Origin of the sequence: Pseudomonas sp. PS02302 (assembly GCF_029959585.1) — a bacterium.
Classification (GTDB): Bacteria; Pseudomonadota; Gammaproteobacteria; order Pseudomonadales; family Pseudomonadaceae; genus Chryseomonas; species Chryseomonas aestiva.
On sequence record NZ_JASCON010000018.1, the window covers coordinates 20,179 to 46,381 of the forward strand.

Annotated in this window: 25 protein-coding genes; 15 read left to right on the forward strand and 10 right to left on the reverse strand. The window is 69.1% G+C overall.

The genetic code is table 11. The features are described 5' to 3' along the window. Positions 1-4 precede the first annotated feature (4 nt). From QMX82_RS08505 to QMX82_RS08545, 9 genes are all read left to right on the forward strand, one after another. On the forward strand, positions 5-844 hold the full coding sequence (locus tag QMX82_RS08505) for an ABC transporter substrate-binding protein (RefSeq protein ID WP_208691177.1): 840 nt from the start codon (positions 5-7) through the stop codon (positions 842-844). A gap of 19 nt (positions 845-863) precedes the next feature. Beyond that, a complete protein-coding gene (locus QMX82_RS08510; RefSeq protein WP_208691176.1) occupies positions 864-1,595 on the forward strand; it encodes a class II aldolase and adducin N-terminal domain-containing protein in 732 nt (243 codons plus the stop codon). Between the two features lie 80 nt (positions 1,596-1,675). Then, on the forward strand, positions 1,676-2,968 hold the full coding sequence (locus tag QMX82_RS08515) for a flavin-containing monooxygenase (RefSeq protein ID WP_208691175.1): 1,293 nt from the start codon (positions 1,676-1,678) through the stop codon (positions 2,966-2,968). 28 nt (positions 2,969-2,996) lie between these two features. Next, a complete protein-coding gene (locus QMX82_RS08520; protein ID WP_208691174.1) occupies positions 2,997-3,413 on the forward strand; it encodes a RidA family protein in 417 nt (138 codons plus the stop codon). Between the two features lie 9 nt (positions 3,414-3,422). Next, on the forward strand, positions 3,423-4,100 hold the full coding sequence (locus tag QMX82_RS08525) for a DUF1028 domain-containing protein (RefSeq protein ID WP_282282322.1): 678 nt from the start codon (positions 3,423-3,425) through the stop codon (positions 4,098-4,100). Beyond that, positions 4,097-5,248: an acetylornithine deacetylase gene (argE, locus tag QMX82_RS08530; protein ID WP_282282324.1), complete on the forward strand. Its 1,152-nt coding sequence runs from the start codon at positions 4,097-4,099 to the stop codon at positions 5,246-5,248. Before QMX82_RS08525 ends, argE (QMX82_RS08530) begins: the two co-directional genes overlap by 4 nt. A gap of 174 nt (positions 5,249-5,422) precedes the next feature. Beyond that, a complete protein-coding gene (locus QMX82_RS08535; protein ID WP_282282326.1) occupies positions 5,423-6,034 on the forward strand; it encodes a glutathione S-transferase family protein in 612 nt (203 codons plus the stop codon). Positions 6,035-6,065: 31 nt separating this feature from the next. Then, the gene (locus tag QMX82_RS08540; protein ID WP_282282328.1) at positions 6,066-8,093 is read left to right on the forward strand and encodes a 2Fe-2S iron-sulfur cluster-binding protein; all 2,028 of its coding nucleotides are present in this window, start codon (positions 6,066-6,068) and stop codon (positions 8,091-8,093) included. Positions 8,094-8,169: 76 nt separating this feature from the next. Then, positions 8,170-9,069, forward strand: a complete 900-nt coding sequence (locus QMX82_RS08545; RefSeq protein WP_208691169.1) for a LysR family transcriptional regulator — start codon at positions 8,170-8,172, stop codon at positions 9,067-9,069. Here the strand turns inward: QMX82_RS08545 and QMX82_RS08550 are convergent. The 4 genes from QMX82_RS08550 to QMX82_RS08565 are packed head-to-tail and all read right to left on the reverse strand — an operon-like array spanning position 9,063 to position 12,937. Continuing rightward, positions 9,063-10,517: an aldehyde dehydrogenase family protein gene (locus QMX82_RS08550; RefSeq protein WP_208691168.1), complete on the reverse strand. Its 1,455-nt coding sequence runs from the start codon at positions 10,515-10,517 to the stop codon at positions 9,063-9,065. The genes QMX82_RS08545 and QMX82_RS08550 overlap by 7 nt on opposite strands. A 29-nt stretch (positions 10,518-10,546) precedes the next feature. Continuing rightward, positions 10,547-11,395: a GNAT family N-acetyltransferase gene (locus tag QMX82_RS08555; RefSeq protein WP_208691167.1), complete on the reverse strand. Its 849-nt coding sequence runs from the start codon at positions 11,393-11,395 to the stop codon at positions 10,547-10,549. 26 nt (positions 11,396-11,421) lie between these two features. After that, a complete protein-coding gene (locus QMX82_RS08560) occupies positions 11,422-11,811 on the reverse strand; it encodes a RidA family protein (RefSeq protein ID WP_208691166.1) in 390 nt (129 codons plus the stop codon). Next, entirely contained in the window at positions 11,801-12,937 is a 1,137-nt protein-coding gene (locus QMX82_RS08565; protein ID WP_208691165.1) for an alanine racemase, read from the reverse strand. The genes QMX82_RS08560 and QMX82_RS08565 overlap by 11 nt, the downstream gene beginning before the upstream one ends. Positions 12,938-13,032: 95 nt before the next feature. Between QMX82_RS08565 and QMX82_RS08570 the strand changes: the two genes are divergently transcribed. The 5 genes from QMX82_RS08570 (at position 13,033) to QMX82_RS08590 (ending at position 18,407) form a co-directional block, all read left to right on the forward strand. After that, entirely contained in the window at positions 13,033-13,941 is a 909-nt protein-coding gene (locus tag QMX82_RS08570) for a LysR family transcriptional regulator (RefSeq protein ID WP_282282340.1), read from the forward strand. Positions 13,942-14,085: 144 nt separating this feature from the next. Beyond that, entirely contained in the window at positions 14,086-15,549 is a 1,464-nt protein-coding gene (locus QMX82_RS08575) for an NAD-dependent succinate-semialdehyde dehydrogenase (RefSeq protein WP_282282341.1), read from the forward strand. Between the two features lie 302 nt (positions 15,550-15,851). Continuing rightward, positions 15,852-17,141 carry a 4-aminobutyrate--2-oxoglutarate transaminase gene (gabT, locus tag QMX82_RS08580; protein WP_282282342.1) on the forward strand — a complete coding sequence of 430 codons (1,290 nt, stop codon included), beginning with the start codon at positions 15,852-15,854 and terminating at the stop codon, positions 17,139-17,141. Between the two features lie 55 nt (positions 17,142-17,196). Next, positions 17,197-17,886 (forward strand): hypothetical protein, encoded by a 690-nt coding sequence (locus QMX82_RS08585; protein WP_208691161.1) that lies wholly within the window; start codon positions 17,197-17,199, stop codon positions 17,884-17,886. A 29-nt stretch (positions 17,887-17,915) separates the two neighbouring features. Further along, a complete protein-coding gene (locus QMX82_RS08590; RefSeq protein ID WP_282282344.1) occupies positions 17,916-18,407 on the forward strand; it encodes an Lrp/AsnC family transcriptional regulator in 492 nt (163 codons plus the stop codon). A gap of 52 nt (positions 18,408-18,459) precedes the next feature. Here QMX82_RS08590 and QMX82_RS08595 read toward each other — a convergent pair whose 3' ends face one another. Beyond that, entirely contained in the window at positions 18,460-19,173 is a 714-nt protein-coding gene (locus QMX82_RS08595; protein WP_282282345.1) for a cupin domain-containing protein, read from the reverse strand. Between the two features lie 232 nt (positions 19,174-19,405). On the opposite strand from QMX82_RS08595, the gene QMX82_RS08600 reads away from it, so the two are divergent. After that, on the forward strand, positions 19,406-20,332 hold the full coding sequence (locus QMX82_RS08600; protein WP_282282346.1) for a 2-hydroxyacid dehydrogenase: 927 nt from the start codon (positions 19,406-19,408) through the stop codon (positions 20,330-20,332). Between the two features lie 18 nt (positions 20,333-20,350). On the opposite strand, the gene argE (QMX82_RS08605) is transcribed toward QMX82_RS08600, so the two are convergent. Genes argE (QMX82_RS08605) through QMX82_RS08625 form a run of 5 tightly spaced genes read right to left on the reverse strand, consistent with a single transcriptional unit; the run spans position 20,351 to position 26,202 of the window. Continuing rightward, a complete protein-coding gene (argE, locus tag QMX82_RS08605) occupies positions 20,351-21,502 on the reverse strand; it encodes an acetylornithine deacetylase (protein ID WP_208691158.1) in 1,152 nt (383 codons plus the stop codon). Beyond that, positions 21,499-22,659, reverse strand: a complete 1,161-nt coding sequence (locus QMX82_RS08610) for an NAD(P)/FAD-dependent oxidoreductase (protein ID WP_282282347.1) — start codon at positions 22,657-22,659, stop codon at positions 21,499-21,501. The genes argE (QMX82_RS08605) and QMX82_RS08610 overlap by 4 nt, the downstream gene beginning before the upstream one ends. Further along, the gene (locus tag QMX82_RS08615) at positions 22,656-24,071 is read right to left on the reverse strand and encodes an FAD/NAD(P)-dependent oxidoreductase (protein ID WP_282282349.1); all 1,416 of its coding nucleotides are present in this window, start codon (positions 24,069-24,071) and stop codon (positions 22,656-22,658) included. Before QMX82_RS08615 ends, QMX82_RS08610 begins: the two co-directional genes overlap by 4 nt. Further along, entirely contained in the window at positions 24,056-24,361 is a 306-nt protein-coding gene (locus QMX82_RS08620) for a (2Fe-2S)-binding protein (RefSeq protein ID WP_208691155.1), read from the reverse strand. Before QMX82_RS08620 ends, QMX82_RS08615 begins: the two co-directional genes overlap by 16 nt. Continuing rightward, on the reverse strand, positions 24,358-26,202 hold the full coding sequence (locus QMX82_RS08625) for an ABC transporter ATP-binding protein (RefSeq protein WP_282282351.1): 1,845 nt from the start codon (positions 26,200-26,202) through the stop codon (positions 24,358-24,360). The genes QMX82_RS08620 and QMX82_RS08625 overlap by 4 nt, the downstream gene beginning before the upstream one ends. Between the last annotated feature and the right edge of the window lies 1 nt (position 26,203).

Sequence of the window (26,203 nt, forward strand, 5' to 3'; positions counted from 1 at the left end):
CGTCATGCAAAGATTCAGCAGCGCCTCGATTCGAATCCTCTCCACCACCGTACTGGGCGCCGGCCTGGCGCTGGTCTCCAGCCTGGCCTCGGCCGACTTCCTGCAGCCGGGCAAACTCGTGGCGGGTTCCGACCTGACCTTCTTCCCCTACGAATACATGCAGGACAACAAGCCGGCAGGCTTCGACATCGAATTCGTCGAGGGGCTGGCGAAGATCATGGGCCGCTCCGTGGAAACGCTGGACACCCGTTTCCCCAACCTCATCACCGGGCTGCAGGGCGGGCGCTTCGACATCACCAACTCCTCGATGTACATCACCGCGGACCGCCTCAAGGTGATCGACATGATCCCCTACCTGAAGAGCGGCGAGTCGATCATCGCGCTCAAGGGCAGCAGCTATCAGCCCAAGAAGCCGGAAGACTTCTGCGGCCACAAGATCGGCTCCATGGGCGCCACCTCCTGGCTGCAGCAGCTGCACAAGCTCTCCGACGAGTACTGCGTGAAGAACGGCCTCAAGCCCATCGCCGTGAGCGAATACGGCACCGATCCCCAGACCACCCAGGCGCTGCTGGCCAAGGCCGTGGAAGCGCAGATCACCGACGCCGCGGTGGCCCGCGGCCTGGTGGAAAAGCTCGGCAATCGCGTGGTGATCTCCTCGGACAGCCTGATCTACCCGGTGCTCAACGGCTTCGGCGTGAAGAAGGGCAACGATGCGGTCAAGACCGCCCTGGTGGAGGCGCTCAAGCAATACAGCGCCACCCCGGAGTACGCCGCGCTGCTGAAGAAGTACAACTTCCAGGCGCCCACCGAGGCGGACATCGCCGCCCTGATGCCCAAGCCCTGAGCCTTCCGGAGGCACGACCATGGCACTTTCTCCCGAGGAACGGCTGCGCATCGATCTGGCGGCGACCTTTCGCGTCATCGCTCACCTCGACATGCACGAAGCCGTCGCCAACCACTTCAGCGCCGCCGTCTCCGCCGACGGCAAGCAGTTCCTGATCAACCCCAAGTGGAAGCACTTCTCGCGCATCCGCGCCAGTGATCTGCTGCTGCTCGACGCGGACGATCCCCGAGGCGCCGAGCGGCCCGAGGTGGACAGCACGGCCTGGTCGATCCACGGGCAGATCCATCGCCGGCTGCCGGAGGCCCGGGTGGTGCTGCACCTGCACCCGGTGTACACCACGGCGGTGGCCTGCCTGGCCAAGCCCGAGGTACCGCCCATCGACCAGAACACCGCGCGCTACTTCAAGCGCCTGGCGGTGGACGAACTCTATGGCGGCATGGCCGATACCGAGGCCGAGGGTGCGCGCCTGGCCAGTTTGCTGGATGGCAAGCAGCGGCTGCTGATGGGCAACCACGGCGTCATGGTGATCGCCCCCACCATCGGCCAGGCCTTCGACGATATCTGGACCCTGGAGCGCGCCTGCCAGATCCTGGTCACCGCCTGGTCCACCGGCCAGCCGCTCAAGGTGCTCTCCGCCGAGGTCGCCGAGAAGACCGCGCGGGCCTGGGAAGGCATCACCGACTTCTCCGAGCAGCACTTTGCCGAGATGAAAGAACTGATGATCCAGCAGGACCCTTCCGTGCTGGATTGATCGCCGCGGAGCCTGCGCGCTCCGCCTTCCTACTGCTTAGATGACGGCCGCACCCCGCCGCGCGGCCGAAGGGTACCCTCATGTCCACATTACCGACCACGATCGACACCCTGGTGATAGGCGCTGGCCAAGCCGGCGTCGCCATGAGCGAGCACCTGGGACGGCTCGGCATCGAGCACCTGGTGCTGGAAAAGAACCGCATCGCCGAAGCCTGGCGCACCGGTCGCTGGGATTCCCTGGTGGCCAACGGCCCGGCCTGGCACGACCGCTTCCCCGGCCTGGAATTCCAGACGGCGCCGGACGGCTTTCCCGGCAAGGACGAGATCGCCGCCTACTTCGAGACCTATGCCCGGCAGATCGGCGCGCCCATTCGCACCGGCGTCGCCGTCACCCGGGTGACCCGCCAGGCCGGCCAGGCTGGCTTTGTGGTGGAAACCTCGGCCGGCAGCCTGAAAGCCCAGCGCGTGGTGGTGGCCACCGGTCCCTTCCAGAAGCCGGTGATCCCGGCCATCGCACCAACGGACGAGCGCCTCTACCAGATCCACTCCGCCCATTATTTCAATCCGCAACAATTGCCCGAAGGCGCGGTGCTGGTGGTGGGCGCCGGCTCCTCCGGGGTGCAGATCGCCGAGGAATTGCTGCGCGCCGGCAAGCGTGTCTATCTCTCGGTAGGTCCTCATGACCGACCGCCGCGGGCCTATCGCGGCCGCGACTTCTGCTGGTGGCTGGGCGTGCTCGGCCTGTGGGACACCGAGACCATGCAGCCGGGTCGCGAGCACGTGACCATCGCCGTGAGCGGCGCCCGCGGCGGCCATACCGTGGACTTCCGCCGCCTGGCCCAGGCCGGCATGACCCTGGTGGGCCTCACCGAAAGCTTCGTCGACGGGGTGGTGCGCTTCCGCCCGGACCTCAACCAGAATCTCGACGCCGGCGACGCCAACTACCTGGCCCTGCTCGACGCCGCCGACGCCTATGCCGCCCGCCACGGCCTGGATCTACCCGAAGAACCCACGGCCCGCGAGCGGGTGGCGGACGCCACCTGCATCCGCGAACCGCTCAAGGAACTGGACCTGCGGGCCGCGGGCGTCAGCGCGGTAATCTGGGCCACCGGCTATGCCACCGACTTCAGCTGGCTGCAGGTGGATACCTTTGGCGACAACGGCAAGCCCAGGCACCAGCGCGGGGTCGGTGCCGAGCCGGGCATCTATTTCGTCGGTCTGCCCTGGCTCAGTCGTCGCGGCTCGGCCTTCATCTGGGGCTGCTGGCACGACGCCCGCCACGTGGCCGACCAGATCGCCATCCAGCGCCGCTACCAGGACTACCGTCCCAGCATCGAGACGGCCGCCCACCCCCAGCAGTCGCGTAGCGCCTGACGCCCTTATCGAGACCCGGAGATCCCGCATGGCCACCCCGACCCACACCCGTATCCGCATGTTCAACACCAAGGACACCTACCCCAACCAGACCCTGGACAACGACCTCTGCCAGGCCGTGCGTGCTGGCAACACCGTCTATGTGCGCGGTCAGGTCGGCACCGATTTCGACGGCAGGCTGGTCGGCCTGGGCGATCCCCGCGCCCAGGCCGAGCAGGCCATGAAGAACGTCAAGCAACTGCTGGAAGAAGCCGGCAGCGACCTCAGCCACATCGTCAAGACCACCACCTACCTGACCGATCCGCGCTATCGCGAGCCGGTGTACCAGGAGGTCGGCAAGTGGCTCAAGGGCGTCTTCCCCATTTCCACCGGCCTGGTGGTCGCGGCCCTGGGCCAGCCCCAGTGGCTGATGGAGATCGACGTCATCGCCGTGATCCCCGACTGAGGCCGCCCCATGACCTTTTCCCTCACCGCCCGCTGCGCCGAGACCGGTCAATTCGGCATCGCCATCAGTTCGTCGAGCATCGCCGTGGGCGCCCGCTGTCCCTGGCTGCAACCCGGGGTCGGCGCGGTCAGCTCGCAGAACATCACCCTGCCCGCGCTAGGGCCGCGTACCCTGGAGCGACTGGCCGCGGGACAGGCTCCCGCCGCGGCTCTGGCCGAGAGCCTGGCCGGCGACGGCTACGCCGAGTATCGCCAGGTGACCGTCATCGACGCCCAGGGCCGCAGTGCCCACCACAGCGGTGCCCATACCCTCGGCGTGCACCAGGCGCGCAGCGGCCGGGACTGCGTGGGCGCCGGCAACATGCTGGCGAGCCCCGCGGTGGTGGAGGCGCTGGTGGAGAGCTTCGAAGCCAGCCAGGGCGCTCTTGCCGAGCGCCTGCTGCGGGCCATGCAGGCGGCCATGGCCGCCGGTGGCGAGGCCGGTCCGGTGCATTCGGCGGCGCTGCTGGTGGTGGGCGACGCCAGCTGGCCCATCGTTAATCTGCGGGTCGACTGGGCCGAGACGGACCCCATCGGCGAGCTGGCGGCGCTGTGGCGCGCCTATCAACCCCAGTTGCAGGACTATCTCGACCGCGCGGTGCGACCGGATCTCGCCCCCGGCTACGGCGTCCCGGGAGACGACCGATGAGCGCCAGCCGCGAACTGCTGGTGCGGCTGGTGGCCTTCGACACCACCAGTCGCGAATCCAATCTGGAGTTGATCGACTTCGTCGCCGGCTACCTGGAAGGGTTCGGCGTAGCCTACGAGCTGATCCACAACGGCGAAGGCACCAAGGCCAATCTGTTCGCCACCCTGGGGCCGGCGGACGTGCCGGGCATCGTGCTCTCGGGGCATACCGACGTGGTGCCGGTGGACGGCCAGGCCTGGACCCGCCCCCCCTTCGCCCTCAGCGAAAGCGCCGGCAAGCTCTACGGTCGCGGCACCGCCGACATGAAGGGCTTTCTGGCCTGCCTGCTGGCACTGGTGCCCGCGGCCAGCCGCGCGGCCCTGCGCCGCCCGCTGCACCTGGCGCTGTCCTACGACGAGGAAGTCGGCTGCCTTGGCGTGCGCAGCCTGCTCGACCAACTGGCCCAGCGTCCGGTCAAGCCGCTGCTGTGCCTGATCGGCGAGCCCACGGAGCTGAAACCCGTGCTCGGCCACAAGGGCAAGGTGGCCATGCGCTGCCAGGTGCACGGCGCGGCCTGTCATTCGGCCTATGCGCCCCAGGGCGTCAACGCCGTCGAATACGCCGCGCGCCTGGTCGTCGAACTCGGCCGGCTCGGCGAGGCGCTCAAGACAGCGGAAAGCCAGGACCCCCGCTTCGATCCGCCCTTCTCCACGGTGCAGACCGGCCTCATCGACGGCGGCCAGGCCCTGAACATCGTGCCCCAGGACTGCACCTTCGATTTCGAGATCCGCGCCCTGCCCGCCCAGGACCCCTACCAGCTGATCCATCAGCTGCAGGCCCATGCCGAAGCGGCATTGCTCCCGGCCATGCGCGCCATCAGCGGCCAGAGCGCCATCCGCTTCACCGAACTGTCGAGCTATCCCGGCCTGGATACCGCCATCGAAAGCGAGGCGGCCGACTGGATCGCACAGTTCTGTGGGTCCCGTGAATTCGGTACGGTGGCCTTCGGTACCGAAGGGGGGCTGTTCGCGGCAGCGGGCATCCCCACCGTGGTCTGCGGCCCCGGCAGCATGGCCCAGGGTCACAAGCCGGACGAATTCATCAGCCAGGCGCAGCTGGATGATTGCGATGCCATGCTGGGGCGGGTGTTGGCCTTCGCCTGCCGCTAGGTCCTGTACCAAATGTGCCTGCGCTCGGTGATGCTTCGTACAGCACCTAGCCCGATCATTCCATTTTGCGGAATGCTGAACTGACCAGAAGACCCATTCCCTCGAAAGCGCGCTGATCCCAAGCTGGTAGCACCTATCGGGCCCCTCGGCCCGCTGCCTGCCAGGAGTCGGATCATGAAGCTCTATCACACCCCGCTGTCCGGTCATGCCCATCGCGCCGTGCTCTTCGCCTCGCTGCTGGGGATCGAGGTCGAGCTGATCGACATCGATATTCCGGGCGGCGCCAATCGCACGCCGGAATTCCTCGCCCTCAATCCCTTCGGCCAGGTGCCGGTGCTGGAGGACGGCGGCGTGGTCGTCGCCGACTCCAACGCCATCCTCGTCTACCTGGCGAAGAAGGCCGGACGCACCGATTGGCTACCGGAAGACCCCGCTGGCGCGGCCGCGGTGCAGCGCTGGCTGTCGGTGGCCGCCGGCGAACTGTCCTATGGCCCGGCGGCTGCGCGACTGATCACGGTATTTGGCGCCCGCCTGAATCCGGAAGAAGTCATCGCCCGCGCCCATGTCCTGCTCGAACGCCTGGAGGCGCACCTGACCACGCGCGAGTGGTTGGCCGCCGATCACCCGACCATCGCCGACATTGCCCTCTACAGCTACCTGGCCGGAGCGCCGGAAGGCAATGTGGAGCTGGCGCCCTATACGGCGGTGCGCGCCTTCCTGCAGCGGGTGGAGGCCCTGCCTGGCTTCGTGCCCTTTCCCGAGACCACGGCCGGCCTCCGGGCCTGATCACGCCTTTTCTCCGCTGGAGGTCAAGGTCATGCACGAGCCCCTACCCACCTGGCACGCCGGGGAAACCTTCATCCAGGAACGGCTGGGCGTTCGTGAACGCCTGGAGGCCCTGGGGCCGCAGGTGATCCGGCCGTTCATGCCCGACCAGCATCGGCAGTTCTTCGCCCAGTTGCCCTTCGTGATACTGGGCAGCGTGGATGCCGCCGGCGACGCCTGGGCGACGATCCTGGAAGGCCAGCCGGGCTTTCTCGCCTCGCCCACGTCCACCACCCTGGATATCGCCGCCCGCCCGGCCCGCGAGGATCCGGCAGCAGCCGGCCTGGGCGCAGGCGCGGCCGTGGGCCTGCTGGGCATCGAGTGGCACACCCGCCGCCGCAATCGCATGAACGGCGTCCTCAGCCCCACGGCCCAGGGACTGCGCGTGACGGTGGACCAGAGCTTTGGCAACTGCCCGCGCTATATCCAGCTGCGTGACCTGAGCTTCGCTCACGAACCGGGCGCCGTCCCGGTCACGCCCGGGGAGCAGCTCGCCAGCCTGGATGCGTCGGCCCGCGCGCTCATTGCCGGCGCCGATGCCTTTTTCGTCGCCTCCTACGCCGACCAGCAGGGCCAGCGACGGGTCGATGTCTCCCACCGGGGCGGCAAGCCGGGCTTCGTCCGGGTGGACGCCGAGGGCCTGCTGACCATTCCCGACTTCAACGGCAATCTGTTCTTCAACACCCTGGGCAATGTCGTCGCCACTGGCCGGGCCGGACTGCTGTTCGCGGACCTGGAGCGCGGTGATCTGCTGCAGCTGAGCGGTACCGCCGAGGTGCTGTTCGACTCGCCCGAGATCGGCGCCTTCGAAGGCGCCGAACGCCTCTGGACCTTTCGCCCCCAGCGTATCGTCCGTCGCCGCGGCGCCCTGGCGTTGCGCTGGCAGGCGCAGCCCGGCGGCGAGTCGGACAGCAGTCGGCTGACCGGCAGTTGGGCGGAGGCCGAGCAGCGCCTGCAGCCCAGGGCCCAGGACCGCTCCTGGCGTCCGCTGCGCATCACCCGGATCGTCCAGGAGAGCGCCACCATCCGCTCCTTCCACCTCGAATCGGTGGACGGTTCAGCCCTGCCCCCCTACCAGGCCGGTCAATTCCTGCCGATCCGGGTGACAGCCGAGGCGGGGCAACCCTCCCTGGTCCGAACCTATACCCTGACCTCCCTCCCCGCCGACGGCCATCACCGCATCAGCGTCAAGCGCGACGGTCTGGTCTCGCGGCTGCTGCACGACCAGCTGCGCGAAGGCGACCTGATCGAGGCGCGGGCACCCGCCGGCGACTTCACCCTGGCGGTCTCGGCGGCGCGCCCCCTGGTGTTCCTGGCCGCCGGGATCGGTATCACTCCATTGCTGGCCATGCTGCGCCAGGCGGTCCATCAGGGTCGGCGGCCAGTCACGCTGTTCTATGGCGCCCGGACCCAGGCGGAGCGGGCTTTCGACCGGGAACTCGCCGAGCTGATGGCCAGGGCTCCGGAAGCGCTACGGGTGATCAGGGTGCTGAGCGATCCCGCTGCTGCCCTTCCCGGAGTGGACTATGACGTTGCCGGGCGCATCGACATGGCGCTGCTGGGCCGCCAGCTGCCCTTCGGTGACTATGACTTCTACCTCTGCGGCCCCGCGGCCTTTACCCAGAGCCTCTATGACGGCTTGCGCGGTTTTGGCATCGAGGATGGCCGTATCCATGCCGAAGCCTTCGGTCCGGCCGGCCTGGCGCGCAGCGATGCGGCGACGGCGGCGACCGTACGGCCTGCCGCGGCCACCGAGGCCGTCCGGGTGTGCTTCGCGGCGTCCGGCCAGCACGCGCAGTGGACGCCTGCCTCCGGCAGTCTGCTGGAGCTGGCCGAGGCCCAGGGCCTGGAGCCCGCCTTCAGCTGTCGCGAGGGGCACTGTGGCAGCTGTCGCACGGGGCTGCTCCGGGGCGCGGTCACCTATGCCAAGGAACCCGCCGCGACGGTCGCCGCCGGCCAGGTCCTGCTCTGTTGCGCGCGGCCTGCAGCCGGGTCCGCGCCACTGGAACTGGATCTCTAGGCTGGCCTGCCTGGCCGGGTCGACTACCATGGGCGTCTTGCCGGGCCGCTCCGGCGCCCTTGAGAAGACCCCGCAGATGGATCGTTGGCAGGCGATGCGCGTATTCGTGAAGGTGGCCGAGACCGAGAGTTTCGCCCGCGCGGCCCGGGATCTGCACCTGAGCGCCCCGGCGGTGACCCGCCTGGTGGCGGGCCTGGAAGCGCTGGTCGGCGCCCGCTTGCTGGTGCGCACCACCCGCTCGGTGAAACCCACCGAGGCCGGCGTTCGCTATCTGCAGGATTGCCGGCGCATCCTCGGCGAGATCGCCGAGGCGGAACTGGCCGCGGCCGGGCACTACGCCAAGCCGGTCGGCACCCTGGCGATCACCGCGCCGCTGCTCCTCGGCCAACTGCACGTATTGCCGCTGGTGCTGGACTACCTCGGGCGTTATCCAGACGTGCGCGCCCGGACCTTCTTCGTCGACAGGCCGGTGAACATCGTCGACGAAGGCATGGACATCGCCCTGCGCATCGGTCATCTGGCCGACTCCGGCCTCACCGCCATCCAGGTCGGCTGCATGCGGCGGGTGGTCTGCGCCGCGCCCAGCTACCTGGCGACCCGTGGCATCCCGCGGACGCCCGCCGCGCTGCGCGATCACCGCGTCCTGGTGTCCCACAGCGCCTGGTCGTCGCTGGAATGGCGCTTCGCCGGGGGGCAACGGGTGGTGGTCGAGCCGTTGCTGCACAGCAACACCAATGCCGCCGCGATCAGCGCGGCCGAGAGCGGTCTGGGCCTCACCCGCGTACCTCACTATCAGATTGCCCAGGCCCTGGCGGACGGCGTGCTGCAACTGGTACTCGAAGACCACGAAGAGGCGCCGCTGCCGGTCAATCTGATCTATCCCGAGGGCCGCCAGGCACCGGCCAAGGTCCGGGCGTTCATCGACCTGGCGGTAGCGGGATTGCGGAGCAATCCGCTGTTCAATCCGCGTCAGTGACCGAGGATCGCCTTGGTCTCCAGGTATTCCTCCAGGCCGTGGACGCCATATTCGCGCCCGTTGCCGGAGCCCTTGTAGCCGCCGAAGGGTGCCCAGGGGTTCCAGGCCGGGTAGTTGAGATGCACCTGTCCGGCGCGGATGCGGTTGGCCACCGCGGAAACCTGGGCCGCGTCTTGCCCCTGGACGTGGGCACTGAGGCCATAGCGGCTGTCGTTGGCGATGGCGATGGCTTCCTCGACGGAACCGTAGGGCAGCAGGCAGAGCACCGGCCCGAAGATCTCTTCCTGGGCGATGCGCATGCCGGTGGTGACCGCCGAGAAGACCGTGGGGCGGGCATAGAAGCCGGTGCTGCAGCCGTCCGGTCGCCCCGGTCCGCCGCAGACCAGCCTGGCGCCCTCCGCCAGGCCGCTCTCGATCAGTTCCTGCACCCGGGCGAACTGGGCGCCATTGGCCAGGGGACCATGGGTCGTCGCGGGCGCCAGGGGATCACCGACCACGAGGCTGGCCACGGTGGCCGCCGCCAGGCGCTCCACCTCCGCCAACTGGGCCTGGGGCACCAGCATCCGCGTCGGCGCACTGCAGGACTGGCCGCTGTTGCGGAAGGCCGCCAGCACGCCCTTGGCCACGGCCGTCTCGAGGTCGGCATCGGGTAGCAGCAGGTTCGGCGACTTGCCACCCAGCTCCTGGGTCACTCGCTTCACGGTGGCGGCGGCGGCCCGGGCCACCTGCACTCCGGCGCGATTGGAGCCGGTGATGGAAATCATGTCGACCTCGGGATGCTCGGCCAGCGCGGCGCCGACGGTGGGGCCGTCACCGTTGATCAGGTTGAACACCCCGGCCGGTATCCCCGCGTCATGGACCGCCTGGGCGAACAGCAAGGCGCTCAACGGCGCCAATTCGCTGGGCTTGAGCACTACCGTGCAGCCGGCGGCCAACGCCGGCGCGACCTTGGCGGTGATCTGGTACAGCGGCCAGTTCCAGGGGGTGATGAGGGCGCAGACGCCGATGGCTTCGCGACGGATGCGCAGCTCACCCTCGCGGCGCTCGAAGGCGTAGTCGAGCGCGACCTCGCGCGCGACGCGCAGATGTTCCAGGGCCAGGGGCACCTGCAGGGCGCGCGCCGCGGCCAGGGGCGCGCCCATCTCCCGGGAAATGACCTGGGCGAAGCTTTCGCTGCGCTGCGTCAGCAGGCCATGGAGTCGCTCCAGCAGCCCGGCCCGGGCGGCCGGGGTACGACCGGACCAGTCGCTGAAGGCCGCGCGGGCGGCCTGTACGGCCCGATCCACCTCGGCGGCGCTGCCTAGGGCCACGTCGGCCAGGGGACGTTCATTCGCCGGGTTGATCACCCTGACCGGTTCCGGGCCGGCGGCGGGCACCCAGCGGCCGTCGAGATAGAAGTGGCTGGTGGTCCGGGGATCGATCAGGTCGTGCAGCGTGGCGTCCAGCATGGCGGTGTCTCCTGAAGATTGAACGCGACTCAGCCCAGCGCCTGGGTCACCAGGGCGAAGGATTGGACAGTCCCCGACGCTCGTGGCGGCGTGCCTCTGGCCATGCGCGGGGCGCGATCCACGCAGGCCAGGCCGGCGGCTACCAGCCAGTCGGCCAGGCCGCAATCGGCGAGGATGTCGATGCGCACGAATTCACCCTGGGTCGCCTCCAGCAGCGGTGCGATCAGGGCCTTGGCCGCCTCGGCATCCGGCGCAACCACGGGGCCTATCACCAGGCCCCGGCCGAAGCGTCTGAGCAGGGCCAGCCCCTGCAATCCACCCGCCCGCTCCAGCCCCAGCACCTGCAACGCCTCGGGCAGCAGCTCATCCAGCAGCCGATCACGCTGCAGACCGCTGGCGGCGTTGGCCAGGGCGATCGCCTGCGGATAGTCGGCCGGCGCCAGGCGGCGGCAGCGCGACTCGGCAAGCACCGGCGCGGCGGGCGCATTGGCCAGGCAGCCCTGGTGCTGCTGGATATGGTCGAAGGTCGCGAAACCCAGGCTGGCGTACAGCGGGGCGCCCGCCTCGGTGGCATTGAGGATGGGCGTGCGCGGCGCCGTGGCGTCCAGGCACAGCTCCATCAAGCGCCGACCGATCCCCTTGCCCTGCTGCTCATCGCTGACGATCACCAGGCCGATGGACGAAAAGTCGCCCTGGTGGCAGGCGAAGGCGATGCCCACCAGTTGACCCTCGTGTTCGGCGACGAACCCGTCGGCGGTGCGCTGGACCAGGGCCCAATCGGCTTCCCGATGCGGCCAGCGCAGCCGTTGCGACAGCGCGTGGGCGGCCGGCAGGTCCTGGGCGGTGGCGGGGCGATAGCTGTAGGTCGAGGCGTTCATGAGCTCTCCTGGTGTGATGTCCGGGATCAGTAGGCGCGGGCCAGCGCCTCGATCTCGACGAGATAACCATGGTGCAGGTGCGGCACGGGCACCACCGCCCGCGCCGGGCGATGGTCGCCCAGGTACCCGGCATAGAGGCGGTCGAAGGTGGGCCAGTGCTCGATACCCACTACGTAGACGGTCACCTTGAGCAGATCCTGTGGCCCACGCCCGGCGGCGGCCAGGATGGCGCAGAGGTTGTCCAGGGCGATGCGCGCCTGATCGGGGAAGCTCGCCGCCACGCTGTGGCTGCCATCGGGCCGCACCGGCAGCTGCCCGGAGACATGCAGCAGCCCCTGGTAGGCCACCGCCTGGCTGTAATGCCCACCGGGCGGCGCGGCGGTGGCGGTCTGAATGAATTCGGGATCAACGGCCATGCAGGCGACTCCAGGCAGTGAGGGCGCCGGTGGCGTCCACGGCGTGATAGTGATCGAACTGGCCACCGGTGGCGCAGGCGTGATTGGGCAGGACCCGCAGGCGACTGCCTACGGGGAAGCGCTGCTCCAGATCGGCGGGCGCCCCTCCCGCGAAGCTGATCATGCCGTGCTCCTGATTGGCGCCGGACAGGAGCGCGCCTTCGAGCCAGGTCCCGTCCAGGTCGCAGACCTGGCCGTAACCGAAATCGCGTTGCTGCCGCTGGGTGCCGCGGTCGCGACTCAGCGCCATCCAACCGGCGTCCACCAGTACCCCGCCCTTCTCCGGCTGGTGGCCGATCACCGTGGTGAGGACACTCAGCGCCAGGTCGTCGGCGCGGCAGATGCCGACGTTGAGCATCACCAGGTCCTGGAAGACATAGACCCCGGCGCGCACCTCGGTGACGCCGGTCAGGTCCCGGGCCGACAGCGCCGTGGGTGTCGAGCCGATACTCACCTGCGGACAGGCGAAGCCCTGGCCCCGCAGCCGCTCGGCGGCCGCCACGCAGAGGGCGCGCTCCTGCTCGGCCAGCGCCTGCAAGGCCGCGGTCTCGTGCAACTCGTAGCTGGAGCCGGCGTGGGTGAGCACGCCCACGAGAGTCATACCGCCGGCCCGCAGCACCTCGGCGACCTGCAGCAGTTTGGGATCGTCCGGCTGCAGGCCGGCGCGATGACCGTCGCAGTCGATCTCCAGCCAGACGTCGAAGGCTTCGGCATGGCGCTGTCCGGCTTCGACGATGGCGCGCGCCCCCGCCAGGCTGTCGGTGAGAATGCCGAGCCGGCAGCCCCGCCGCCGCAGCGCCCGCACCTGCTCCAGCCGCGCCGGGGCGATGGCCACGGCATAGAGCACGTCGGTGATGCCCAGGGCGAAGCAGGCCTCGGCCTCCTGCAGCGTGGAAACGGTCACGCCCTCGGCGCCCGCGTCCAGTTGCCGGCGCATGACCGCCTCGCTCTTGCTGGTCTTCACGTGGGGCCGCAGGCGTACGCCGAGGGCGTCCATGCGTGCTTGCATGAGCTGGATGTTGCGGGTCATCCGCGTCTCGTCGATGAGCGCGGCGGGGGTATCGAGGGTGAGCAGGGACGGGGTCATGGCAGGGACTCGACCAATGGGCGATGGCTCGACTGTACCCAGCCAGCCTGAAGCTGTGCTTCAATCAAATTGACTCATTCCTTCAGCTCAGATTAATGATCGCCATCGAAGACCTGCGCCTGATGGTGCTGCTGGCCCGTTCCGATTCCTTGAGCGCGGCGGCGCGCGCCCTGAACGTCTCGCCGCCCGCCCTCTCCACTCGGCTGCGCAGGCTGGAGGCACGCCTGGGCGTGGCCCTGGCCAATCGCGATGCTCGGCGGCTGAGCCTCACCCCCGATGGCGAACGCCTGGCCCAGGAATGCGCCGAGCTGCTCGAACGCCTGGACGCCCTGCCCGAGGCGTTCGCCCGCCACGACCAGCCATTGGTGGGTACCCTGCGCCTGGCGGCACCCTTCGGCTATGGTCGCCAGCGCATCGCTCCGCTGCTGGCCCGCTTCGCCAGCCTGCATCCAGGCGTGCGCCTGCAACTGGACCTGCGCGAGACGCCCTGGCCCGATCGACACGACAGCGACGCGGTCATCCATATCGGCGCCATCGAAGACAGCTCCTGGATCGCCAAGCCCCTGGCGCACAACGAGCGCTGGCTGTGCGCCAGTCCCGCCTACCTGGCCGAGCACGGCGTGCCCCGGGAGCCGCAGGACCTGCTGCGGCACCGCTGCATCTGCATCCGCGAGAACGACGAAGACGTGACGCTCTGGCAACTCCGCCACGCTGAGGAGCGCCGCACGCTGCGCATCGAACCCGCGCTGCTGACCAACGACGGCAGCGTGGCCCGACGCTGGGCGGAACAGGGTCAGGGCATCGTGCTGCGCTCCGAATGGGACGTGGCCGACGCCATCGCCCGCGGCGCGCTGGTCCGGTTGCTGCCGGACTGGCGTTTCGACCGCGCGCCCATCACCCTGCTGGTCCCCGCGCGCAAGCAGCGCAGCGCCCGGCTCCAGGCGCTGGCGCGCTTCCTCGACGGGGCGGTGAAGGGGCTGGAGGCGGACACCGACGCGCAATAAAGGCAATGCCCGGGGGCCGCCGCAGAAACTGCGGCGAGGCGGTGAGGAACACCGCGGGCAGCGCTCAGGCACCCTGCATTTCGGCATTCGCCACCGTGGCCGCTCCCTAGACTCAGGGGCTGACCTGCCACTGGGAGCGCCACCATGCCACTGCACCCCGATCTGCGAGACCCACGCCTGTTCAACGAATCCGCCTATGTCGACGGCCACTGGATAGCCGCCGACAACGGCGCCACCTTCGCCGTGGAAAATCCTGCCACCGGCGCCGTCATCGCCCAGGTGGCGGCGCTGGAGGCAACGGAAACCGCCCGCGCCATCGCCGCCGCGGAAGCGGCCTGGCCGGCCTGGCGCGAGCGTCCCGCAGCCGAGCGCGCGGCCCTGCTGGAGCGCTGGCACGCGCTGATGCTGGAGCATCAGGAAGACCTGGCCCTGCTGATGACCCTGGAACAGGGCAAGCCCCTGGCCGAGGCGCGCGGCGAGATCGCCTATGGCGCCAGCTTCGTCAAATGGTTCGCCGAGGAAGCCCGGCGCAGCTTTGGCGACATCCTGCCCGCCCCCGCCCGGGATCGCCGGGTGCTGGTGCTGCGGCAACCGGTGGGGGTCGCCGCCGCCATCACGCCCTGGAATTTCCCCAACGCCATGATCACCCGCAAGGCCGCGCCGGCGCTGGCCGCCGGTTGCCCGGTGGTGATCAAGCCCTCGGACCTCACCCCGCTGTCGGCCCTGGCGCTGGCCGAACTGGCCGAGCGCGCCGGCTTTCCGCGCGGAGTATTCAACGTGCTCACCGGGATGCCCGCCGGCATCGGCGGCGAACTGACCGGCAACCCCGCGGTGCGCAAGCTGTCCTTTACCGGCTCCACACGCATCGGTCAGCTGCTGCTGGCCCAGTGCGCGGCCACGGTGAAGCGCACCAGCATGGAACTGGGCGGCAATGCGCCCTTCATCGTCTTCGACGACGCCGATCTGGACCTGGCCATCGCCGGGGTGCTGCAGAGCAAATTCCGCAACGCCGGCCAGACCTGCGTCTGCGCCAACCGCATCCTGGTGCAGGACGGCATCCACGACCGCTTCGCCGAGCGGCTGGCCGCCGAGGTGGCCAAATTCAAGGTGGGCAACGGCCTGGAGGCCGGCGTGACCTTGGGTCCGCTGATCAATCGCCAGGCGGTGGACAAGGTGGCGCGCCATGTCGACGACGCCCTGACCCAGGGCGCCAAGGCACTGTTCGGCGGACCGCCCAGCGGCCGCGACCAGTTCGTCGCGCCCACGGTCCTGACCGGCGCCACGGCGGACATGCTGCTGGCCCGCGAGGAGACCTTTGGCCCGGTGGCACCGCTGTTCCGCTTCCGCGACGAAGCCGAGGCCCTGGCGCTGGCCAATGCCACGCCCTACGGTCTGGGTGCCTACTACTACACCCAGGACCTGCGCCGCGCCTGGCGCGTCGGCGAGCAGCTGGAATTCGGCATGGTGGCCCTCAACACCGGCACCCTGTCGATGGAGGTCGCGCCCTTTGGCGGCGTGAAGCAATCCGGCCTGGGCCGCGAGGGCTCGCACCTGGGGCTGGACGAGTACCTCGAGGTCAAGGCCTGGCACCTCGGCGGGCTCGCCTAGGCTTATCTGAAAACTGCCTGCGCTCGGCCATGCTGCGTTGAAAATCAGCTGGGTCGCCAGTCCGATCGGAATGCTCATTTACCACTCGTAAACTCCGCTTCCTCACTGATTTTCGCCTTGCCTGACCTTCCCTCGGCAACTTTTCAGAAAAGCCTAAGAACGCTTTTGGCGGCAGGCAACCGAAAATGCCGCCGCCCCCAAGCAAAACAGCCGATCACGATGCCGGGGCCGGCAACTTCAGCGTTACCGACCCTGCGGCCTGCGTAGGCTGGAACTCTCGCCCCTGCCTGGAGTATCGCTGCATGAATTCCGCTGCCAAAGCCACCGACCGCCTGCTGGGTCTTCGCGAACAAGGCGTGCCCCGCGGCATCATCACCGCCCATCCCGTCGTGGTGGCCCGCGCCCAGGGCAGCGAAGTCTGGGACGTGGACGGTCGTCGCTACCTCGATTTCGTCGGCGGCATCGGCGTGCTCAACGTCGGTCACAACCACCCACGGGTGGTGGCGGCCGTGCGTCGCCAGGTCGGGGAGATCTCCCACGCCAGCTTCCAGGTGATGGCCTACGAGCCCTACCTGGAGCTGGCCAGCCGCCTCAACACCCTCATCGGCAACGGCGAAGCCTACAAGACGCTGCTGCTGACGTCCGGGGCCGAAGCCGTGGAGAACGCCATCAAGATCGCCCGTGCCCATACCAAGCGACCGGGGGTGATCGCCTTTCGCGGCGGCTTCCATGGCCGCACCCTGCTCGGCGTGACCCTAACCGGCTTCGCCCAGCCCTACAAGCAGAACTTCGGGCCTTTCCCCGGTGACATCTACCACGCGCCCTACCCCGATGCCTTCCGCGGGGTGGATAGCCAGCAGGCCCTGGCCGGCTTGCGCGAAGTCTTAGCCACCCAGATCGCGCCCGACCAGGTGGCCGCCCTCCTGATCGAACCGGTGCAGGGCGACGGCGGCTTCCGCCCGGCGCCGGTGGAATTCCTCCAGGCGCTGCGCGCCCTCTGCGACCAGCACGGCATCGTGCTGATCGCCGACGAGATCCAGACCGGCTTCGGCCGGACCGGCAGCCTCTTCGCCTTCCAGCAGACCGGCGTCCAGCCCGACCTGGTGACGGTGGCCAAGAGCCTGGCCGGTGGCCTGCCGCTCTCCGGGGTGGTCGGACGCGCCGCCATCATGGACGCCCCCCTGCCCGGCGGCCTCGGCGGTACCTACGGCGGCAACGCCCTGGCCTGCGCCGCGGCCCTGGCGGTGCTGGACGTATTCGCGGAAGAAGATCTGGTCGCCCGTGGCGTCGCCCTCGGCGAGCAGCTGCGCAGCGGTCTGCTCGAGCTGCAGCGGCGGCATCCACGCATCGGCGAGGTGCGCGGCCGCGGCTTCATGCTGGCGGTGGAAATGGTCGGCACCGATGGCCACAGCCCGGACGCCGCCCTTGCCCAGCAGGTCATCGACGGCGCCCGCCAGGCGGGCCTGCTGGTGATCAAGTGCGGTGTCGAACGCAACGTCATCCGCTTCCTGGCACCGCTGGTGACCACCGAGGCACAACTGGCCGAAGCCTTGCACATGTTCGGCCAAGCCCTCACCCAGGCCGGAGCCTGAGGTCGAACGTAACGCCGCCTGATATCGGCAGAGCGGCGCCAAGGGGAAACCGACCATGAGAATCACGCGTTACCAGGCCATAGGCTTTTCCTGCTACGGCACCCTCGTCGACCGCGAAGGGGGCATCCTCGAAGCCCTGCGCCCCCTTGTGGCGCAGGCGGGCCTCAGCACCCATCCCGACTGGCTGCTCGGCAGCTATCACCGCCTGGCCCGCGAGCTGCGCCAGGCCGCGCCCAACGCCAGCCAGACCAGTCTGCACCTGCGTATCCACCAGCGTCTGGCGCAAGAGTTGCAGCAGGAAGACGATCTGGATGCCAGCGTGGCCTTTGGAAACGCCACGACGTGCTGGCCGGTGTTCGAGGATGCGCCGGGCGCGCTGCAGTACCTGAGCAAGTTCTATCGATTGGTGTTGCTGGCGTCGCCCGATGACGGCGAGGCCGCGGCGGTCACGGCACGCTTGCCCGAGGTGTTCGCCGCCGTGATCCCCAACCGCGGTGGCGATCTGCGCCTGGCGCTGGACAACACCCTGGAAGAACTGGGCCTGGCGCGTGGGGATCTGCTGCCGGTAAGGGGCAGCGAACCGGACGACCCCTGGAACCCCCTGGTGGATTTTCCGCTGTGTACCTTGCGCCGTGATCGCTCGCGGCCCTGGAACCTTTCACGGCAGGCCCTGGATGGCACGCGGTGCGAGTACGCGAGTCTCGCCGACCTGGTGCATGCGCATCAGACCGCCCTGCGTGCCTAGCCTGACGTTCACGACTGCGAGGAACGACGATGGACGCCGCAACAAAACTGGACCGCATCGACATCAACATCCTGGTGCAACTGCAGAAGGATGGCCGGATGACCAATGTCAGTCTCGCCGAAGCCGTGGGCCTCTCGCCCAGCCCCTGCCTGCAGCGCGTCAAGCGCCTGGAGGCGGCCGGCTACATCAGCGGCTACGAAGCCCACGTCAATCTCGCCAAGATCGCCAACTCGGTGACGGTCTTCACCGAGGTCACCCTTTCCGACCACAAGCGCGCCGACTTCGTGAAGTTCGAGTCCTTCATCCGCGGTGTCGACGAGATCCTCGAATGCCACCTCATCAGCGGCGGCTACGACTACCTGCTGCGGTTCATGTGCAGCAGCATCGGTCATTACCAGGAGCTGATGGAATCCATCCTCGACCGCAACGTCGGCATCGAGAAGTACTTCAGCTACATCGTCATCAAGTCGCCGATGGTCAAGAACGCCCTGCCGCTGCGCAGCCTGATCAAGGCCGGCTGACCACCCTCGCCGCGACGCTCCACCAGCATCCCGCTGCCGGAGCGTCCTCTTCTCAGCGCAGGATGCAATACAGCTTGCGCACGCTCTCCCGGCTGTCCCAGGCCATCGGTGTATTCGCCGGTACCAGCACCGCCTCGCCCGCCTTGACGGTGCAGGCCGCTTCTCCTTCGACCTCAAGGGTCACGGTGCCGGCATGAAGCAGCATCAGCTCGCAGTGGGGATTGCTCACCGCCTTGCGCGTATAGGCCGAGCATTCCCACATCCCGATCCGCAGGGCGCCGCCACCGCTTTCGAACAGATCGCAGCCAGTGGCCGTGGGCTCAGGACTGAGCAGGACGCTGGCCGCCGGCGGCGGCGAGGGCTCGCGCGGGGCCGCGGGATCCAGCAGCACGGGTCCCTGCGGCATGGGCCCCTCGCTGGCCCGGCCGGGAAAGGCCATGAACAGGCGCCGCAACTCGCCGCTGTGACGCCAGCGGCAAGTCAGCCCACGCGGCAGGATGAAGGCATCGCCGGCCTCCAGCTGCAGGACCTTTCCGTCCCATTCCAGCTGCAGCGCTCCGGCCTCGATGAGGCTGACTTCCACCCAGGGGTAGTCGTCCAGCTGGCAGTCGGCGGAATGAGCGACGGCGCTGCCCATCACATAGCCCAGGCGGCTATCGTGCAGGTGCGGTTCCCGGCCGGCGGCCAGGGGATCAGCGTGCAGGGGTTGCAGCGCGCGCGGCAGCTGGCGGTCATTGGACGGTTGGCAGTAATGCAGCAAGGGCATGGCGAATCCTCAGGCTAAGAGGTGCGGCGGGCGTGCCGCGGACCTGGCCAGTATCGACCGCCAAGGCGCCTGGGTTATGGCGTTTGCGCCCCGGACCAGCACAGAAGCTACCGTTTTTCCCGGATGCGGCGCAGTTTCCACCGCACCACCGATCATGACGGCGATGCCGGGGATTTCAGGACAAACTACCGCCCCGTTGCGCCATCCTTGGGCTTTGCCGGAGACCTTTCCCATGACGCTGCTCTACAAGGCCGATCCCGAACGCGGCCAGGCCTGGCGACACCTGTTCCAGGAGCGGGCGCCCGATATCGAATTCCGCCAATGGCCGGAGGTGGGCAATGCCGATGAGGTACGCTACCTGGCCTGCTGGCAACCGCCGGAGGACCTTGCCGGCCGCTTTCCCAACCTGGAGGTGCTGTTCGCCACCTCGGCCGGGGTCGATCAGTTCGACCTGAACCTGCTGCCTGCCGACCTGCCGGTGGTGCGCATGCTGGACCCCGGCATCGTCGCCGGCATGGTCGAGTACGCCACCCTCATGGTGCTGGCGCTGCATCGCCAGTTGCCGCGCTACCTCGACCAGCAGGCCGCAGGACGCTGGCAGGAGCATGCCCTGGTGACGGCGGAGAATAGACGCGTGGGGGTGCTGGGTCTCGGCCAGATCGGCCAGGCAGTGCTGGAGCGGCTCGCCACCTTTGGTTTCCAGCTCTCGGGCTGGTCGCGCTCGGCCCATGAGCTGCCGGGGGTGCGCTGCCATGCCGGCGCCGCGCAGCTGCCGGCGTTCCTGGCCGACTGCGAGATTCTCATCTGCCTGCTGCCCCTGACCCAGGAGACGCGTGGAATTCTCGCGGCCGACCTCTTCGCCGCCCTGCCTCGCGGCGCCAGCCTGATCAACCTGGGGCGTGGCGCCCAGCTCGTGGAAGCCGATCTGTTGGCGGCCCTGGACAGCGGTCAGCTGAGCCAGGCGGTGCTGGACGTGGTGGAGCCGGAACCGCCGGCAGCCGACCATCCCTTCTGGCAGCATCCGCGGATCTGGCTGACGCCCCACGTGGGCGCCATGACGGTGCCGGAAACGGCCTTCACCGTGCTGCTGGACAACATTCGCCGCCACCAGCGCGGCGAGCCGCTGCGGGGGCTGGTGGATCGGCAGCGAGGGTACTAGCCGAGGCTCGGGGTGGCCTCAGCCCAGGGCCACCCGCAACCGTCCCAGCAAAGCGTCACAGGCAGCGAGCTGGCTCAATTCGACATACTCATCCGGCTTGTGCGCCTGCTCGATGCTGCCGGGGCCGCAGACCACCACCGGGGTGTCCAGGCGACTGGCGAAAAGTCCGCCCTCGGTGCCGAAGGCCACCTTGAGCTGGGTGGTGCCGGGTTCGACCAGGGTCTGCAGGAAGCGCACGGCTTCGACGCTGGGATGAGTGTCCAGGCCCGGATAGGCGTTGACCGTCTCGATCTCGATGGCGGCCTTGGCTGAGGTCTGTTGTGCCTCCCTGACCAGGCTGTCCGCCGTTTCCTGCAGCGCGGCGACCAGGCTGGCGGGATCGTCCGCCGGCAGATGGCGGATCTCGAAGTCCAGGGTGCAGAGGTTGGGCACGATGTTCAGCGCCTTGCCGCCGTCGATCCGCCCGACATGCAGGGTGGTGTAGGGAATATCGTAGGCCGCGTCATGCGCGCCCTCTTCCGCCAGCCGCCGCTGGCTGGCACGCAGGGCGCCGACCAGGTCGCTGGCCAGGTGGATGGCGTTGACGTGCTGCGGCGCCAAGGAGGAATGACCTTCCTGGCCATGGCAGTGGGCGCGCAATGCGGCCTTGCCCTTGTGGCCGAGGGCGACCTGCATGTTGGTGGGTTCGCCGACGATGCAGAGGAAGGGTCGCACCGGTGCCATTTCCAGCACATCAAGCAGTCGCCGTACCCCGACGCAGCCGATCTCCTCGTCATGGGAGAGCGCCAGCTGCAAGGGTCGTTTCAGCGGTTCACCGCGAGCGGCGTCCAGCAGCGCCACCACCGCACAGGCGACGAAGCCCTTCATGTCGCAGGCGCCGCGGCCATGGATCCGGCCGTCCTTGAGGGTCCCCGCGAATGGCGGCAGGGTCCAGGCCTGGCCGGCCACGGGCACCACGTCCGTATGCCCGGAGAGCAGCACGCCGGGCACGTCGCCTGGGCCGACGCTGGCAAAGAGATTGGCCTTGCGCCCGCTCTCGTCGAGCACCAGGCGGCAGGCGATACCGGCGCCTTCCAGCAGGCCCTGCACATGCTGGATCAGCGCCAGGTTGGAGTCGGCGGAGACGGTGGGAAAGCCGATCAGGGTGCGCAGCAGGTCCTGGCTGTTCATCCGGCGAGGCTCTCGCTGCGCGGCTGCGCGAAGCGGCTGATATCGAAGGCCGCCAGGGGCGTCTCGGTACGCCCGGTGGCGATCAGCTCGGCCATGGTATCGCCCACGCCCGGGCCGAGCTGGAAGCCGGCGCCACAGAAGCCGAAGGCGTAGTAGAGGCCGTCCACCTGACTGCTGGGACCCATGATCGGCAGGTCATCGACGATATAGCCCTCCACCCCGCTCCAGGTACGGATCACGTTGATCCGCCCCAGCGCCGGCGCCAGGCGGCGCAGCTGGGCCAGTTGGTTGAGCATGCCATGGGGCTCGGCCCGGGCCAGGCGGGTATCCAGGTCCGGTCGGGTGCGGAAGCAGCCGCCGAAGATGACGTTGCCCCGGGGGATCTGGCGGAAATAGATGGTCTCGCTCACCAGCGGCGAAGACACGCCCACCGTCTCGCGGAAGACATAGGGCAAGGGCTCGGTGACCCCCATCTGCGGGCCGTGGGTCTCGATGGGTACCGGCTCGCCGAACTGGCTCGACAACCGGCTGCCCCAGGCACCGGCGGTGATCAGCAGCCGTGGCGCCTGGTAGCGCCGGCCATCGGCGGCCTGCACCAGGAAGTCACCGCCCGGTTTGGTGACCTGGGTGATCTCGACCCCCTCCTGGAGATCGACGCCTTCGCGCACCGCGGCGCGGGCGAACGCCGGAGCGGCCAGGCGCGGATTGGCGTGCCCATCGTGGGGCGCATAGGAGCCGGCCACCACCTCGGGGCCCAGATAGGGAAATTTCTCGTGCAGCGCCGCGCCTTCAAGTACCTGGAGTTCCAGGGCGGCGGTCTCCGGCGCCCGTGCATACTCGTGCAGCATGGCGATGCGCGCCGGATCGTAGACCACCCGCAGATGACCGCCTGGAATGAATTCCAGATCGTCACCGATAAGCTCCGGCAGGCGACCCCAGATCCCCCGCGACCGCGTGGCCAGCGCGACCTGACTCAGGTAGCGGCCCTGACGGCGGACATTGCCGAAATTGGTGCCACTGGCGAAGCGCCCGACCTGGTCACGCTCCAGCAGGAGCACCGACAAGCCCCGGCGACGCAGGAAAAACGCGCTGGCGCTGCCCATGATGCCGGCGCCGACGATGATGACATCGGCCCGGTTGGCGGCATGCTGACTCATGATGAAACCTCCTCTTCGCTGGTCACGATGCCCAGCGGCAATGGCCGGATCGGTGCCTGGCCACGCAGGCGGCCGACGGTTTCCACCGGCACCCCGGATTCGGCGGCGATGATCTCGGCCCCGGCCTGGGCGCAATAGCGACCCTGGCACCGGCCCATGCCGACCCGGCTGAAGGCCTTGGCGCGGTTGGCTTCACGGGCGCCCTTTTCACGCACCACGGCGCGCAGTTCGCCGGCGGTGATGCCTTCGCAACGGCAGACCACCGCGGTGTCCGGCAGACTGGCCATCTGCCTGGCCGGCCAGGGAAAGGCTTCGGCCAGGCCCAGGCGAAAGCGCTCCTGCACCGCCAGCGCCTCGCGGCAGCGCTCGGCGAGGCCGCTGGGCGCCGTGCGGCCGAGATCGGTCAGGACCGCGCAAGCGGCCAGTTGCCCGGCCAGCTCGGCGCCGTCGGCGCCCCGTACCCGCGCCCCATCCCCGGCGGCATAGACGCCGGGCGTCGAGGTGCGGCCGTCGCCGTCCAGTTGCAGCACCCACTGGCCGGTCGCCCGCTCGAATTCGAAGGCGCAGCGGGCCAGGTCGCCGAGCTGGGTTTCCGGGCGCAGGTGATACCCCAGGCCCACGGCGTCACCCGCTACCTCCTGACGCAAGCCACGGGCATCGGCGAAGGCCACGCCGGCAACCCCCTGCTCGGCATCGCCGAGGATTTCCAGCGGCGTGACGCCGAAATGCAGCGGCACACCGGCGCGCTTGAGCGCGGCCATGAGCTGCACGCCCTTCCAGGCCACCCCCGGGCGGGCCAGCAGCTTGGGCGTCGCCAGGGCACGCAGGCGCAGCGGCGCGGTATCGAGTACCGCCGCCACTGTGGCTCCCGCCTGCTGGTACTGGGCGGCAACGAGATAGAGCAAGGGCCCGCTGCCCATGAAGATCACCCGGCGGCCGATGGACACCGCCTGGGCCTTGAGGGCGATCTGGGCGCCACCCAGGGTATAGGTGCCGGCCAGATTCCAGCCCGGCACCGGCAGCAGCCGATCGCCGGCACCGGTACAGAGCACCAGGGCGTCGAACTCCAGGGTCCGCTGGCGATTGCCCTGCGCCGTATAGAGGGTGCGCTCGTGCAGGTGCCAGGCCAGGGTATCCGGGCGGTAGTCGAGGCGCCCGCGCAGGCTGTCGAAGCTGCGGTGCAAGGCCTCGGCCTTGCTTGCCTCGCTGCCATAGAGGGTGGCGTAGGGCCGCTGGAAGCCCTCGGGCTGACGCCGATAGATCTGGCCGCCATCGCGGCGATTCTCATCGATCACCACCGGGGTAATACCCGCGGAAAGCAGGGTTTCCGCACAGCGCACGCCGGCCGGACCCGCGCCGACGATGATCACCCGCGGCGGGTTCGCGCCCTGTTGAACTAGGCCAGATTCCATATGGCCTCCGGTTGCGTGGTCAGGATCTGCAGGCCTTCGCGTACTTCGGTGCCACAGGCGCGCAGGCGCTCGCCCTCGGCCGTCCAGACCCAGCAATCCTGGCAGGCGCCCATCAGGCAGAAGCCGGCGCGACGTTCGTCGCCGAATTCGGAGCGGCGCAGCGCCGGGCCGTTGGTGAGCAAGGCGACCATCAGGGTGTCGCCGGCCAGGGCGGTGACCGGCAGGCCATCGACACTGAGGCTGACCTGCGGTCGGCCGGTTTCGCCGAGACGCTGGAAGCGGGTAGTCATGCGCGAACTCCTTGGGTGTGCAGCACGGTACCGCCCTGCAGTCGTTGCAGGGCGTCACCGTCGTGATGACAGAGGATGCGATTGCCACCGGCCAGCATCCGGGGCTCCGGCGGCACCCGGTCGCAGCGCCCTTCGATGCGCACCGGGCAGCGTTGCAGGAAGCTGCAGAGTCGGCCACTGGCGGCTGTCGACGGGACCCAGGGCAGCGGCGCACGGATCGGCTGCTCTTCCAGCCAGCCCTGACGCAGCTCGGGCACCGAGGCGGTGAGCAGGTCGGTGTAGGGATGCAGCGGCGGATGCTGCAAGGTGGCCGGCGTGCCCACTTCCACCGGCTGTCCGGCGTAGAGCACCAGCACCTCGTCGCACAGGCTGCGCACCGTGGAGATGTCGTGGCTGATGAACAGATAGGCCAGCCCCAGCTCGCGGCGCAGTTCGGCGAGCAGGTCGAGGATGGCGGCGCCGACCACGGTATCGAGCGCCGAGGTGACCTCGTCGCAGAGGATCAGCTCGGGTTCGGCCGCCAGCGCCCGGGCCAGGTTGACCCGCTGCTTCTGCCCCCCGGACAGTTCGCCCGGACGCCGACTGGCGAGGCTGGCCGGCAGCTGCACGCGGTCGAGCAATTCGCGGACCTTGCGCTGGCGGGTGGCCTTGTCGAAGGCGTGATAGGTCTCCAGCGGCCGCATGAGGATTCGCTCCACGCTGTGGGACGGATTGAGCGCCGTGTCGGCGTTCTGATAGACCAGTTGCACCCGGCGGAACTGCTCACGGGTGCGGCCTTCCAGGCCTGGCGGCAACAGTTCGCCGCCCAGGCGCACGCTGCCCTGGGCCGGCGGCAGCAGGCCGGCGATCACCCGCGCCAGGGTCGACTTGCCCGACCCGGACTCGCCGATCACACCCAGGGCCTGGCCCTTGGCGATGCGCAGGTCGATGCCTTCCAGCACCCGGTAGTGCGGCAGGCCATCGGCGCCGAGGGAACCATAGCCCGCCACCAGATCCCTGACCTCCAGGATCGGCGCCGTGGTCTCGACGGTGGGCAGGCCACGCTCCGCCAGGGGTTCCGGCCGGGCCGCGGCCAACAGGCTGCGGGTATAGGGATGCCGGGCACTCGCCAGCAGCCGCTCGGTGCGGCGATTCTCATAGACTTCGCCACCATTGAGCACCAGGATGCGATCGGCCATCTGGGCCACCACCGCCAGGTCGTGGGAGACGTAGATGGCGGTCACGCCACGCTCGCGCACCACCTGCTTGAACACCCGCAGCACCTCGATCTGGGTGGTGACGTCCAAGGCCGTGGTGGGTTCATCGAGGATCACCAGGGTCGGATCGGTGATCAGCGCCATGGCGGCCATCAACCGCTGCAACTGACCGCCCGAGACCTGGTGCGGATAGCGCTGGCCGATGTGCTCGGGGTCCGGCAGCGCCAGCTCCTTGAACAGTTGCAACGCCCGCGCCTCGGCTTCCCGGCGGTTCAACACGCCATGGATCAGCGCGCTCTCGATGATCTGCTCCATGAGCCGCCGCGCCGGATTGAAGGCCGCCGCCGCGCTCTGGGCGATGTAGGCGACGGTGCGACCGCGCAGGCGCCGCAGGCCAGCGGCGTCCAGCTCCAGCACCTGGGTGTCGCCGACGCGGATCGAGCCACCGGCCAACCGACAGCCCGCCCGGGCATAGCCGAGCAACGACAGGGCGATGGTGGTCTTGCCCGAGCCCGACTCGCCGATCAGCGCCAGCACCTCGCCCTTGGCCAGGCTGAAGCCGACGTCCTTGACGATGGTGGTTTCACTGCCGTCGTCGCCCTGGGCGACCACCCGCAGGTCCTTGACCTCTACCAGCAATTCCATC

Bases quoted from the DNA above. Each gene is read 5' to 3' on its own strand.
- QMX82_RS08535 (WP_282282326.1), top strand. From the start codon at position 5,423: ATGAAGCTCTATCACACCCCGCTGTCCGGTCATGCCCATCGCGCCGTG.
- argE (WP_208691158.1), bottom strand. From the start codon at position 21,502: ATGAACAGCCAGGACCTGCTGCGCACCCTGATCGGCTTTCCCACCGTC.
- QMX82_RS08615 (WP_282282349.1), bottom strand. From the start codon at position 24,071: ATGGAATCTGGCCTAGTTCAACAGGGCGCGAACCCGCCGCGGGTGATC.
- QMX82_RS08550 (WP_208691168.1), bottom strand. From the start codon at position 10,517: ATGCTGGACGCCACGCTGCACGACCTGATCGATCCCCGGACCACCAGC.
- QMX82_RS08505 (WP_208691177.1), top strand. From the start codon at position 5: ATGCAAAGATTCAGCAGCGCCTCGATTCGAATCCTCTCCACCACCGTA.
- QMX82_RS08540 (WP_282282328.1), top strand. From the start codon at position 6,066: ATGCACGAGCCCCTACCCACCTGGCACGCCGGGGAAACCTTCATCCAG.
- QMX82_RS08560 (WP_208691166.1), bottom strand. From the start codon at position 11,811: ATGGCCGTTGATCCCGAATTCATTCAGACCGCCACCGCCGCGCCGCCC.
- argE (WP_282282324.1), top strand. From the start codon at position 4,097: ATGAGCGCCAGCCGCGAACTGCTGGTGCGGCTGGTGGCCTTCGACACC.
- QMX82_RS08525 (WP_282282322.1), top strand. From the start codon at position 3,423: ATGACCTTTTCCCTCACCGCCCGCTGCGCCGAGACCGGTCAATTCGGC.
- QMX82_RS08620 (WP_208691155.1), bottom strand. From the start codon at position 24,361: ATGACTACCCGCTTCCAGCGTCTCGGCGAAACCGGCCGACCGCAGGTC.
- gabT (WP_282282342.1), top strand. From the start codon at position 15,852: ATGAATTCCGCTGCCAAAGCCACCGACCGCCTGCTGGGTCTTCGCGAA.
- QMX82_RS08565 (WP_208691165.1), bottom strand. From the start codon at position 12,937: ATGACCCCGTCCCTGCTCACCCTCGATACCCCCGCCGCGCTCATCGAC.
- QMX82_RS08585 (WP_208691161.1), top strand. From the start codon at position 17,197: ATGAGAATCACGCGTTACCAGGCCATAGGCTTTTCCTGCTACGGCACC.
- QMX82_RS08575 (WP_282282341.1), top strand. From the start codon at position 14,086: ATGCCACTGCACCCCGATCTGCGAGACCCACGCCTGTTCAACGAATCC.
- QMX82_RS08555 (WP_208691167.1), bottom strand. From the start codon at position 11,395: ATGAACGCCTCGACCTACAGCTATCGCCCCGCCACCGCCCAGGACCTG.
- QMX82_RS08590 (WP_282282344.1), top strand. From the start codon at position 17,916: ATGGACGCCGCAACAAAACTGGACCGCATCGACATCAACATCCTGGTG.
- QMX82_RS08510 (WP_208691176.1), top strand. From the start codon at position 864: ATGGCACTTTCTCCCGAGGAACGGCTGCGCATCGATCTGGCGGCGACC.
- QMX82_RS08545 (WP_208691169.1), top strand. From the start codon at position 8,170: ATGGATCGTTGGCAGGCGATGCGCGTATTCGTGAAGGTGGCCGAGACC.
- QMX82_RS08515 (WP_208691175.1), top strand. From the start codon at position 1,676: ATGTCCACATTACCGACCACGATCGACACCCTGGTGATAGGCGCTGGC.
- QMX82_RS08600 (WP_282282346.1), top strand. From the start codon at position 19,406: ATGACGCTGCTCTACAAGGCCGATCCCGAACGCGGCCAGGCCTGGCGA.
- QMX82_RS08595 (WP_282282345.1), bottom strand. From the start codon at position 19,173: ATGCCCTTGCTGCATTACTGCCAACCGTCCAATGACCGCCAGCTGCCG.
- QMX82_RS08625 (WP_282282351.1), bottom strand. From the start codon at position 26,202: ATGGAATTGCTGGTAGAGGTCAAGGACCTGCGGGTGGTCGCCCAGGGC.
- QMX82_RS08520 (WP_208691174.1), top strand. From the start codon at position 2,997: ATGGCCACCCCGACCCACACCCGTATCCGCATGTTCAACACCAAGGAC.
- QMX82_RS08570 (WP_282282340.1), top strand. From the start codon at position 13,033: ATGATCGCCATCGAAGACCTGCGCCTGATGGTGCTGCTGGCCCGTTCC.
- QMX82_RS08610 (WP_282282347.1), bottom strand. From the start codon at position 22,659: ATGAGTCAGCATGCCGCCAACCGGGCCGATGTCATCATCGTCGGCGCC.